9 protein-coding genes are annotated in these 11,577 nt (G+C 61.1%); 7 read left to right on the forward strand and 2 right to left on the reverse strand.

Annotated features, from left to right (window positions below; genetic code table 11):
- Nucleotides 1-90: 90 nt before the first annotated feature.
- A complete protein-coding gene (locus tag ABJK70_RS12965) occupies nucleotides 91-1,110 on the reverse strand; it encodes an efflux RND transporter periplasmic adaptor subunit (protein WP_347258182.1) in 1,020 nt (339 codons plus the stop codon).
- Between the two features lie 96 nt (nucleotides 1,111-1,206).
- On the opposite strand from ABJK70_RS12965, the gene ABJK70_RS12970 reads away from it, so the two are divergent.
- On the forward strand, nucleotides 1,207-1,947 hold the full coding sequence (locus ABJK70_RS12970) for a CerR family C-terminal domain-containing protein (protein WP_156879684.1): 741 nt from the start codon (nucleotides 1,207-1,209) through the stop codon (nucleotides 1,945-1,947).
- Between the two features lie 50 nt (nucleotides 1,948-1,997).
- Here the strand turns inward: ABJK70_RS12970 and ABJK70_RS12975 are convergent, their stop codons facing one another.
- On the reverse strand, nucleotides 1,998-2,465 hold the full coding sequence (locus ABJK70_RS12975; protein ID WP_347258183.1) for a hypothetical protein: 468 nt from the start codon (nucleotides 2,463-2,465) through the stop codon (nucleotides 1,998-2,000).
- 644 nt (nucleotides 2,466-3,109) lie between these two features.
- Between ABJK70_RS12975 and ABJK70_RS12980 the strand changes: the two genes are divergently transcribed.
- From ABJK70_RS12980 to ABJK70_RS13005, 6 genes are all read left to right on the forward strand, one after another.
- Nucleotides 3,110-3,565, forward strand: a complete 456-nt coding sequence (locus tag ABJK70_RS12980) for an RHS repeat protein (protein ID WP_168175545.1) — start codon at nucleotides 3,110-3,112, stop codon at nucleotides 3,563-3,565.
- Nucleotide 3,566: 1 nt separating this feature from the next.
- Nucleotides 3,567-9,161 carry an RHS repeat-associated core domain-containing protein gene (locus ABJK70_RS12985; RefSeq protein WP_347258184.1) on the forward strand — a complete coding sequence of 1,865 codons (5,595 nt, stop codon included), beginning with the start codon at nucleotides 3,567-3,569 and terminating at the stop codon, nucleotides 9,159-9,161.
- On the forward strand, nucleotides 9,161-9,754 hold the full coding sequence (locus tag ABJK70_RS12990) for a hypothetical protein (RefSeq protein WP_077732634.1): 594 nt from the start codon (nucleotides 9,161-9,163) through the stop codon (nucleotides 9,752-9,754). The genes ABJK70_RS12985 and ABJK70_RS12990 overlap by 1 nt, the downstream gene beginning before the upstream one ends.
- 223 nt (nucleotides 9,755-9,977) lie before the next feature.
- Entirely contained in the window at nucleotides 9,978-10,601 is a 624-nt protein-coding gene (locus ABJK70_RS12995; RefSeq protein WP_077732633.1) for an RHS repeat-associated core domain-containing protein, read from the forward strand.
- Nucleotides 10,598-10,999 carry a hypothetical protein gene (locus ABJK70_RS13000; protein WP_077732632.1) on the forward strand — a complete coding sequence of 134 codons (402 nt, stop codon included), beginning with the start codon at nucleotides 10,598-10,600 and terminating at the stop codon, nucleotides 10,997-10,999. The genes ABJK70_RS12995 and ABJK70_RS13000 overlap by 4 nt, the downstream gene beginning before the upstream one ends.
- A 73-nt stretch (nucleotides 11,000-11,072) precedes the next feature.
- Nucleotides 11,073-11,408, forward strand: coding sequence for a hypothetical protein (locus tag ABJK70_RS13005; RefSeq protein ID WP_077732631.1), 336 nt, complete (start codon nucleotides 11,073-11,075; stop codon nucleotides 11,406-11,408).
- Nucleotides 11,409-11,577: the final 169 nt, after the last annotated feature.

Genomic DNA, 11,577 nt, shown 5'->3' on the forward strand with positions numbered 1-11,577 from the left:
CGTCGATGGCCTTGACGGTCTCGCCCGTTTCACGCTGGAATGTCTTGTGAACCCCGCGAATTTCCACCGGATGCGTCAGGCCTTGCAGGCTCATTGCCGTGCCCGGTCGCGGGCAGGTCCGTCTGCATCCGGCGGAATCTTCACTGTTGCCGGCATGCCCAGGCGCAACACGTTCTGGGGATCTTCGACGAACACCCGGATTTCGTAAACCAGGCTGGCGCGCAGGTCTTCGGTCTGCACCGTTTTCGGCGTGAACTCCGCGACCGGCGAGATGAAGCCGACCCAACCCTCGAGCGGATGATCGGGAAGACTGTCGACCAGGATTTTCGCGCGGGATCCGGAATGCACACGCCCGAGCTCCGGCTCGGGAACGTACGCCCGCACCCATTTTGTCCCGATGGTGGCCAACGAGAACACCGGTTTCGTCGGGGACGCCATCTCTCCCGGCTCCATCAGCCGCGACTGGATCACGGCGTCGAAGGGCGCCCGCAACTCGGCGTCGGCCAATTGCTGGCGAATCAGTGCCAGCTGCGCCTCGTAGCCCTTGAGCTGGGCTTCGGCCTGGGCGATGTCTTCCAGGCGTGGTCCGATGACCGCGAGCCTGAGTGCCTTCTCAGTAACCTCCACCTTCGCGGCCGCCACATCGGCGGCCGACTTTGCCGCATCGAAATCCTGCTTGCTGATGGCCGCACTCGACACCAGATTTTTCCGCCGCCGGTAGAGAGCCTTGGCGTTGTCGGCGTCTGCCTTGGCGGATACCAGGTTCGCCCGAGCCTGTTCGATCTCCTCCGGCCTGCTGCCGTTTCGGAGGCGCTCCACGACCGCTTTCTGAGCATCTACCGCGGACTCGATCTGGATCGATTGGGGCACCAGCCGGCTGGTATCCATGCGGGCCAGCACCTGCCCTTTGCGGACCACATCGCCTTCTTCCGCTAGGATCTCGGTGATTCGCTCGGTTCCATTAAACGGTACGGAGGCTTGGCGAAAGTCGATGTTGCCGTACACGGTCAGCAAGCCCTCTGCGGAAGGGCGATGGATATGCCACCATCCGCCGCCTAGAGTTACCAGGATGAGAGCTGTCGGAATGATGATGCGAGCTTTCGTGTTCATGGCATAAGAATGGGTGCAGCCACCACTTTTGTAAAATTCGAATTTGAAATTTAAATTTACGTTCATAAGACATGCTTTTCCCGGTATGCTCTTTCCATGAAACAAGAGAAGCGAAATCGAAAATTGCCCGGTCACCGGGACGATGGCGTAGCCACAAGGTGGCAGATCCTCGAGGCTGCAGGCGAGGTATTTGCCGAAAAAGGGGTTGCCTACGCCACCGGCAAGGAAATCGCCGAACGAGCAGGAGTCAATTCGGCAGCGGTGAATTACTACTTCCGCGGCATAGATGGCCTTTACGCCGAAGTCCTAGTGGAGGCCCATCACCGGTTGATGGATTTGGAGTTCCTGAAGAAGATCTCCGAAGCCCCGGGGCGTCCGGAAGACAAGCTGAGCGTCTTCATCGACGGCATGCTACGGGCGGTTCTTGGTCCGATGTCTTCCAACTGGGCCCTGCGCGTGCTGGGTCGGGAAATACTCCACCCCTCCACCGCGTTTCCAATCCTCCTGGAGAGGGAACTCCTCCCCAAAATGCAAATCGCCACCGCGTTCATCAGCGAGATTCTAGGGGTACCTCCCGACCACCCTGCGGTCGCGCGCAGCAGACTCGCCATCATCGCGCCGTTCGCCCTGCTTCTGCTCGGGAGCTCCAAAATGCTGGAACACGCGGCACCACAAGAGGCTATCGCCAATCAACCGGACGCTGCCATTGAGCACTTCAAACGATTCTTCATGGGCGGGCTGGCCCAAATAGCCTCCGACCTTGCGCGTGAGAAGGCAGGAAACGGTGATGATGTAGCCAAGCGACCTCAGGGGGCGCCGGGACGTTCGGCGCACTGATCCAGGTCAACTACCAACATCCCCCGCTGAGTAAGCGTTGTTCGTCTCCCTCAGCCTTGTAGGGCCGGCATCACCACCTGCTGCACGATCGCGCTCCCTTCGGGGGTGCTCCAGTTGCCCGCAAGTTCCGCGATCACCTGGTTCGTGCTGGACAGCGTGACGCCGTTCTTCTCCATGCGGCGCAGAGCCATGTCGTCGCCGATCTGGCTCGGCGAACCGCCGGCATCGGCGATGACCTGAACCTCATAGCCCTCGCGTACCAGGCTCAATGCCGGGAAGACCGTGCACACATCGTTGTGACGCCGGCGATGATGAATTTCTTGCGTCCGGTCGCCTTGACGGCCGCCGCGAAGTTTTCGTCGTCCATCGCGTTGACGATGCCGACGCGCTTGATGCGGGCGGCGAATTCGGCCGGCAGAATCGACTCTAACTGTAGTGACCTGCAATGGAAAACCCGAGAACCTGCAATCCATCGGGCTGGCCTGCAATCCTTCGCCGCGGACCGGGATTATTTGCAAATATGATTGCCTCGACTGGCGGACACAATCATCAAAAGATGGGAGTGGTAACGGCCACGACCAGCCCGTGGGCCATCAGATACACCGGCTACTTCTAGGAAAGAGCGACGTATTCCCATGTGCGGAAGTCAAAACGCCTGGGAAAAATCAGTGAACTATGTCACAGCAATGGATGTGAATATTCACCATCCACTGACACAACCCTGTAACGCGGCGACTTTTAAGATCGCCTTTAGCGGTGAATTTGGCGCAATTGCGGGTGACGGACGCAACCGAACGGTGGGAACCGTACGAGCGCCGTCCGCCGCGGTTCAACGGACAAGGGGTATCGGCCGGAGGGGTCAACCCCGGTAACGATATCGCCGCCTTCGTCGACCGGCGATTCACACAAAACTTAAACGATGCGTTTTATGGGGGGTTGGGCACTATCGCCCTGTTGATGCCATGGCGCCTCGAAATACCGGTTCAAAAACTTAAGGTAAGGCGTTATGGAACACGACACGCGCGCAACGAGTGCCTCATCTTCAGGGCCGGAACGGCGAGCTCACCGCATCGTCCCGGCCCTCCATACCCGGTGCCGGTCCGCGGATCGCCACCGGAACCTTCGGTTAGCGCTGTGCGCGGGTCTCCTGTCAGGGCTGGCCTTGCCGAGCGTTCGTGCCGTCGAAATCAACTATGCCTATGACGACCTCAACCGGCTCGTGAGCGCAACCCGGTCCGACGGCCCGGCGCTGGCCTTCCAGTACGACGAGGCCGGCAACTTTACCAGCCAGGGGGTCAGCAACAGCCCGGACACCGACGGCGATCTGATCGCCAACTTCGCCGACCCGGACGACGACGGCGACGGCATGCCCGACGCCTGGGAAGCGCAGTACGGTTTCAACCCGCTCGATCCCGCCGATGCGGCGCAGGATACCGACGGCGACGGGATCACCAACCTGGCTGAATATCAGGGCAATACCGATCCCTTGCAAAACCAGCAAAACTCGGGCACCGCCCATGCGAGCGTGCCCGCGGTGCCGGCCGAGGGTTTGCTCCTGATGGCCGTGGCGCTGTGGCGCATCGCCGCTCGACTGAACCAGAAAAACCGGGGCCTTTGACATGAAGCCGGAAACCAGAAGAAGCGGGGTGGCCCCGATGGCCCTCTGGGTGCCGTTCGTGGCGTTCGTCACATTGGCTGGGCTGGTCTCGGCAGAGTCTTTCGCCGCGCCCGAGGGCTGGATCGACCAGCGCGCCAAGCTCGTCTCGCCGGAATCGGCCGAACGCGTGGTCGCAAAACGCGAACAGACCCTGGCGCAGGAGCGCGACCGGCAGGCTGAGCGGCAACACCTATTGGGCGCGACCGCCGCGCCCCGCGCGGCCGCGGAGATCACCGCGGCGGCGGAGGGCCTGGTGCCGGCCGCCACCGAGTTCAGCCAGCTGGCGGCGGCCCTGGACAACGATCCGCGCCGCATTTACCAGTTCGTCCGCAATCATTTCGCCTACGTGCCGTATTACGGCGCGCTGAAAGGCCCCTACCTCACGCTGAAGGAACGCAGCGGCAACGATTTCGACCAGGCCGCCCTGCTGGTGGCGCTGCTCCGGGCCGCCGGGTTCACCGCCCAGTTCCAGTACGGCAGCATGACCATCCCGGTGTCGGCCGCCGATGGCCTGGACCTGGCCCATTGGCTGGGCACCGAGGCCAATGCCGGTGTGATCGGCACGATGATCGCCACCGGCGGCATTCCGGCCGTCAACCACGGGACCAGCTTCACGCTGGATCGGGTCTGGGTGGTGGCGACGATCAACGGCAACACGGTCGCCCTGGACCCGGCGTTCAAACCGAGCGACAAGCTGGCGGGCATCGATCTGGCGGCCGCCATGGGCTACGACCCGGCGGCGTTACTGAGCGCGGCCGGCGGCATCACCGGCAGCCATTCCATCCAGAGCCTCGATGCCGGCGCCCTCGACAACGCGCTGAATACGCTGACCACGCAACTGGCCGCGCAGCTCCAGCAAAACTACCCTAATGCGCGGGTCCGCGACATCGCCGGCGGTTTGGGCATCCTCCCGGACGACAGCGCCAGCCTGCCGGCTGCGCTGCCGTTTCCCGGCACCCCGACTCAAGCCGCCTGGACCGACATTCCCTCCGGCTACATCCACACCGTCCGCCTGCAACACGGCGGCCTCGATACGACGCTGAACATCCCCGAGATCGCCGGGAAAAAACTGAGTCTCAGCTATGCCGGCGACAGTGCCACGATCGATCCGCCGCCGGCCGGCGCGACCGATTTCGGCACGGTGGCGCCGGGCCAGGACGGGCCGACGTTTACCTGGACGCCCGGCAATCCCAATTCGGTGGTCATCCAGGTCACCAGCACGATCACCGGCACCGGCGCCGGCGCCTTCCAATTCGTTTCGGGCGGCGGCACGCAGAACATTCCGGCCAACGGCAGCGTCCAGGTCAAGGTCAAGTTCACCGGCGTCGGCCAGAGCGCGGGCCGCAAGAATGCCAGCCTGACCTTCAACTATACCTACCAGGGGAATTCCATCGGCTCGCAGACCGTGGCCTTGACCGGCGCCGTGGTCAGTACCCCCGTGGCCGAGCTGTATCTCGACGACACCCTGCTGCTGTCCGAGGGCACGCCCTCCGGCGACCTGACCCATCTGACCCTGACCGTCGACCACCCCTACAGCGCCAGCGTCAGCAACCCGTGCTTCACGGGTGCCCGTTTCGCGGACCAATGCGCGACCTTCACGTTGAAACGGACCGGCGCCTACGTGCTGGCCTCGGCCTTCGGCGGCGACCGCGACAGCAGCCTTTTGGCCGAGCGGCAACGCTACCTCGACCAGCTCACCCTGCACGGGGCGGCGAACGGCTCGCGCGAGGTGCTCTCGGAAACCCTCAACGTCATCGGCCTCGGCTGGATGCAGCAGACCCAGTTGGCGTCCGATCTGCTCGGCGCCGTGAGCGACCACCGGACCCTTCAGCATCACCGCTTCGGCATCGTCGGCCAGGAGGACGGCTACTTCATCGACGTCAAGGCCCAGTTCTCCCCGGTCCTGCCGCAAAGCAGCACCGCCGTATCGGGCGCCTTCCAGGCATCCGGCCTGATCGCCAGCGCGCTGGAACACGGCGTGCTGGAGCAATCGCAGGGCGCCGCGCAGGCGGCCCTGTCCACCGTCAAGATCTTCGCCCTCAACAACCAGAGCGGGCAGAAGTTCTTTCTGGCCAACAGCGGCAATTTCGGCAGTATTCAAGGCCAACTGAGCGGCTACAGCGCCAACGATCTCGCCGACCTGCAAACGGCCGTCAACGCCGGCGCCACGCTGATTCTGCCGCAAAACGGCCAGGTGGCGCTCAACGCCTGGCACGGCAAGGGCTACATCGATTACCGCGTGAGTGGCAGCCAGCGGAGCCTCGGGATGATCATCGGCGGCGGCCTGCAGGGCGGCTACGGCTCCTTTCTGGGGCCCGTGAGCACGCCGGCGGCGCAGGCGAGTTACGCCCCGGTGCAGGTGCCGCCGGGGAACGTCCCGACCCCCAAGGGCGCCGATCCGGTCGATCTGGGCTCGGGCGCCTACCTCAACCAGGCCGCGGATCTCCGCCTGGGCGGTGCAGGCGCGCGCGGCCTGAGCCTGGCCCGCTACTACAACAGCCAGCAGGTCAATCAGGCGAGCGCCGGCCTCGGCCGTGGCTGGACCCACGGCTATCATCTCCGCCTCAGCCGGCACAGCGACGTCAAGACTGCCCTGGGCCTCAGGAGCCCCCGGGATGCCGCCGCCCTCATCGTCGCCGCGGTTGTGACCCGCGACCTGATGGCGCCCACCCAGCCGAGTCTTCAAGCCTGGACCGTTGGCGCCCTGGTCGCGCAGTGGGCCACCGATCAACTCTTGGACACCAGCGTCAGCGTGCGTCTCGGCGACCGATCCTTGAGCTACCGGCAGCTGCCGGACGGCAGCTACGTGGCGCCGCCGGGCGTCACCACCCAGCTGGTCCAGCTGGCCGACGGCACCTTTGAACTCAGGGAGCGCTTCGGCACCGTGCTGGCCTTCGACGCTCAAAACCGAATCCAGCGGCTGACCGACGTCGACGGCAATACCTTAAGCTTCACCTATGACGGCAACGATCGGCTGACCCAGGTCAAGGACGCTTACAACCGCACCTTGACCCTGACCTACACGAACGGCCGGCTCACCCAGGTGGCCGACAACCAGGGCCGGAGCGTCAGCTACAGCTACACCGGCGACGACCTGACCCAATTCCGCGATGCCGAGAACCAGCTGTGGCAATACGGCTATGACGCCAATCACCAGATTGTGACGGTGACCGATCCGGTCAACAGCGTCATCGTCAGCAACGTCTACGACGACCACCACCGGGTCATCCAGCAGACCTCTCCGCGGCAGACCGGCTCCGCGCTGTACCGATTCCACTACACCGGCCGGTCGTCGGCCGAGGAAGACCCCGAGGGCCATCGCACCACCTACACCTATGACGACACCGGCCGCACGATCGCCGTCGAAAACGCCCTGGGCCAGATCGTTCGGACCCGCTACGACGGCCAGGGTCATGTCGTCCAACAGACCGATCCCCTGGGCCAGGTCACCCAGCACGGCTACGACGGCCAGCACAACCGGGTCCAGTCCGTCAACGCCTTGAACCAGGCCACCGGCTTCACCTACGATGCCCAGCAGCGCCTGATCCGGGTCACCGACGCCCTGGGCCACGCGGCCGAGATCGACTATGACGCCGAGCACCACCCCATCGCCGCGCGCAACGCCTTGGGCCAAGAGACTACTACGGCCTATACCGCGGCCGGCTTGGTACAAAGCCGCACCGACGCCAAGAACGCCGTCACCCACTACACCTACGACGGCAACGGCCATCCGGCCACCGCGAAGACCGGCACGCATCCTGCTGTCGCCACCCAGTACGACGCCATCGGCCGGCTCTTAAGCCTCACCGACCCGGCCGGGGCCGTCACCCAATTCCAGTACGACAAACGGAGTCTGCTCATCCAGCGCACCGATCCCTTAGGGAAGCTCAACACCTCGGGGTACGACAACGCCGGGCGTCTCAATAGCCACACCGACCGCAACGGCGATACCGTCACGACGAGCTACACCCCAAGCGGCCAGCTCGCTGAGATCACCTACCCCGGCAACCAGACGGTCAGCTTCACCTATGACGCGCTGGACCGCCTGACCGGCATGACCGATCCGAGCGGGACGACCAGCAACACCTATGATGCCGCCGGCCGCCTCACCGCCCACACCGATCCCAACGGCTTCGAGGTCCGGTACGGTTACGACGACGCCGGCAACCTCACCCGGCTCACCTATCCCGGCAACCAGACCGTGAGCTACACCTACGATGCCCTGAACCGGCTGCAGACCGTCACCCTCGACGGGCTCAACCAGACCGAAAGCTACACCTACGATGCCGCCGGCCGGCTGACCCAAGTCAGCCGTTTCAACGGCAGCCAGACGACCTACGGCTACGACGATGCCGACCGCCTGACCCAACTGACCCACACCGCCAACGCCCAGACCCTGGCCGGCTATCAATACACCCTCGACGCCAACGGCAACCGCACGAAGGCCCTGGTGACCGAACCCAGGCTCCCGGAACAGCTCATCAATCTCACCCGGACCTACAGCTACAACACGCCGAAGACCCGGCTGACCGGCACCCAGCTCGACGGCGCCGCCACCCCCTACAGCTACGACTTTGAGGGCCAGCTGCAAAGCAACGGCGCGACCACCTTCAGCTTCGACCCCGCCCACCGCCTGACCGGCCGCGGCACCACGAGCTACACCTACGACGGGGTCGGCAACCGGATCCGGGCGACGCGGAACGGCACCGTCACGAAATACGTCTACGACGCCGCGGGCAACCTCCTGGCCGAGGCCGACCAAAACAACACCATCAAACGGTACTACATCCACGGCCTCGGGCTCACCGCCCTGGTCGAGGCCCAGACCAACGCCCTTTACGTCTACCACTTCGACGGCACCGGCCACACGGTGGCGCTCAGCAACGCCGGGCAACAGACGGTCAACACCTATGCCTACGATCCTTACGGCCGCTTGATGGCGACGACCACCGTTCCTCAGCCGTTCCAGTACGCGGGGCAGGTCGGGGTGATGGCCGAGGGCGACAACCTGTACTACATGCGGGCGCGGTATTACGATGCCCACATCGGCCGGTTCATCTCCGAAGACCCCATCGGCTTTGAAGGGGGCTTGAACCTGTATGCCTATGTCGGGGGGAATCCGGTTACCCTGGTCGATCCGAGCGGGCTAAGTCCCTCCGAAGGAGCGCGCCTATCGCAAGCTCAAATCGTTCAATTTCAAAAAGATGCTTTTGATATTGCTATAGGCTTTGCCTTACCGACTAGTAAAGTTAGCAATCTGCTTAATGGATTGGCTAAGGGAGCATCGTCACTTTATTATGACGTGACTCGTGCGGGTAGTCGTTACGCGAATCGAGCAACCGACGTAACGAAGTCGGAGTTTGAGAAAAATCTCATCGATTCGGGTTTCACGCGATCTGTGAGCAAGGATGGCAAAGCCATCATCCTTGAGAAGGATGGTGCGAAATACATTTTGCGCGACGGAGCTAAGTCAACCGGCAGCCCAACTGCGGATTATTACAAGCCCGGCAGCAGTTCTATTGATCTAAAAATTCGACTTGAACAGGGAGCGCCGTGATGCTGACCAGTACGTTTATCGCGGATGATCAAACCTTTGCAGCGTACAAGGCGGAGGTCGAAAAGTGTTGTCGGATAGAAGCGAGACTTCCCGAGCAAGTTTTTCGTGAGGGGTTCAGTCGTTTCGCTTTTGAAGAGTTTGATTGGGCAATGTCTGCGACGTTTTGGCCTGCAATTCAGGCCCTCTGCCGTTCTTGTGGTGATGTTTCGTTGCTCGTAGCAGTTCTCGACCCCGATCCAACAGATTACTACAAGAATGAGTTTGGCTTCTTCAATTGGGCAGTGCTTCCGGTGTCTGCGTCAGCTGACGAATATTGGAATTTGCTTAACCAGTACCCTGACGAGAGCCCAGCCGACTCCTTGTTAGCAAACTCCGAGAAGGTTGTGTGGCTGGCACAGTCAGGGAAATGGGCAGTCTGGGGTGAGCGTAGCTTGGAAGTTTGCATCTTAGGTTGCCGAGAGTCTGTGCAACATGGCTTAGGGCATGATGTCGAATGGGCTCTGAAAACTGCCATGCCAAACTGTTTTCGTGAACGGGTTGTTCCACCAGAATATGCAGAACGCCTTCGGCAAAATTACGGCGCATTAGCGTGAACTAACATGTGAGATGCGCCAATGCAAATGTGTGTAATGCTGCCGACATAAAGAGGTGCATCATTCCAGAATACACCGGTTGGTCATGACGACACCGAAAACAAAACCCGGCAATATGGCTACGACGTGAAGCCCGCGTAGGCTGGGTTGAGGCACGAAACCCAGCGTTTCACGGCTCGGCTGTGCCGGGTTTTCGCAAAGCTCCAACCCAGCCTACGGACTGATGGCGGCGACCGAAACGGTTCCCCAGCCGTTCCAGTACGCGGGGCAGGTCGCGGTGATGGCCGAGGGCCAGAACCTGTACTACATGCGGGCGCGGTATTACGATGCGGCGGTCGGGCGGTTTATCAGCGAAGACCCCATCGGCTTCGACGGCGGACTGAACCTGTATGCCTATGTCGGGGGGAATCCCATCAATCTGGTGGACCCAAGCGGGTTGGCGGCCACGGAATGCAATGGCTGCGCGATTTCGACGGTTGGCCCCTTTGATCTGATTGGCGGCGGTGCCGCAGCGGCCAAGCTCCTGTATAGCGGCGGCAGGAGTTTGTTGGGAATTCTGGGCGGAGCTGCGGCGAAGCACTTAGACGATGTTGCGAGGGGTGTAGATCCTAACAAGTTGAAGCATATTTTTGGGCAAGAACGACACAATTTGAGCGGTGTGGTAAACCAGTTTGGCTCACAACAGAAGGCTTTCAATGCTATCCAGCAGGCGACCGAATCCGCCGTTCGTTCTCAGGGGCTAACGGGAGTTTTTGAAACGACCGTAAAAGTTGGCACTGAAACCATTACCGTTCGAGGAAATATTGTTGATGGAGCTGTAAAGATTGGGACCGCGTTCGTGCCATGAAAAATGAACTATCTAGATTCGAGAAAGCAATACTCGAGAAGCTGCTTGATGGTGATTTTCCGTTATTCAATCAGCTACGACAGCAACTTGCACGGTGCACAGTAGTAAAGCGCGAGTTTACGGGATTTGGCTTCTATACGACCTTGGCCGTGCCTGAAGATGTGCGTCGCACAGTAGGGCTTGACGTTAAATTTGGTGATGTAATTGGAGAAATTCCAGATCTGCCGAGCGGGGCAGGTTTTCTGCTTTATGTTAAGGATGGAGTTCTTGATATGCTTGAAGGTTATAGTTATGACGAACCTTGGCCATCATCCATTGATAGCTTCAATCTGAAGTATGTGAAAGGAGAGCAGCGTGACTTGGTGACCATAGAGGAGAGTTTGTGGCAGAAGTTATAAGCCCCGTAGGCTGGATTGAGGCACGAAACCCAGCGTTTCAAGGCTCGGCTGGACCTTAACGTAGAATGGATTCATGGTGCTCCGTAGTCCATCAAAAGATGAAGTTAGGCTTCTTGAATTTCTGCTCTCGAAAGCTCAGATCGGTGTGCTGAGTGAAGATTGGCGGGCGAAACTAAGAGTTTCCGAGATGGAAGACGGCGGCATGGGGAGTTTACGACTGTTTCCTGACGGATCGCAGGTGGAAGATCGGAAATTTGGGAGACGGGCAAGTGAATGTCAATTTACGGACGAGGACGGCGTCGAGGTTCTTGCCTCACTGAATCTCGATCAGGACGGAAACCTCTATGAACTTGATATCTGGAAAACTGACTTTGGGAAACTGATTCGAATTCCAGCACAACTTGCATAAGCCACAAAGAAACATAACAAGGCAAGGTGCTCTTGTCGGTGGCCGAGGGCCAGAACCTGTACTACATGCGGGCGCGGTATTACGATGCGACGGTCGGGCGGTTCATCTCGGAGGACCCCATCGGTTTTGTGGGGGCTTGAACCTGTATGCCTATGTCGGGGGGAATCCG

It is taken from the genome of Methylocaldum sp. (genome assembly GCF_039794385.1).
GTDB lineage: Bacteria > Pseudomonadota > Gammaproteobacteria > Methylococcales > Methylococcaceae > Methylocaldum.

What these genes read in the sequence shown, in the direction of transcription:
- ABJK70_RS12965 (WP_347258182.1), bottom strand. Translation starts at nt 1,110, where the DNA reads ATGAACACGAAAGCTCGCATCATCATTCCGACAGCTCTCATCCTGGTA.
- ABJK70_RS12970 (WP_156879684.1), top strand. Translation starts at nt 1,207, where the DNA reads ATGAAACAAGAGAAGCGAAATCGAAAATTGCCCGGTCACCGGGACGAT.
- ABJK70_RS12985 (WP_347258184.1), top strand. Translation starts at nt 3,567, where the DNA reads ATGAAGCCGGAAACCAGAAGAAGCGGGGTGGCCCCGATGGCCCTCTGG.
- ABJK70_RS12990 (WP_077732634.1), top strand. Translation starts at nt 9,161, where the DNA reads ATGCTGACCAGTACGTTTATCGCGGATGATCAAACCTTTGCAGCGTAC.
- ABJK70_RS12995 (WP_077732633.1), top strand. Translation starts at nt 9,978, where the DNA reads ATGGCGGCGACCGAAACGGTTCCCCAGCCGTTCCAGTACGCGGGGCAG.
- ABJK70_RS13000 (WP_077732632.1), top strand. Translation starts at nt 10,598, where the DNA reads ATGAAAAATGAACTATCTAGATTCGAGAAAGCAATACTCGAGAAGCTG.
- ABJK70_RS13005 (WP_077732631.1), top strand. Translation starts at nt 11,073, where the DNA reads ATGGTGCTCCGTAGTCCATCAAAAGATGAAGTTAGGCTTCTTGAATTT.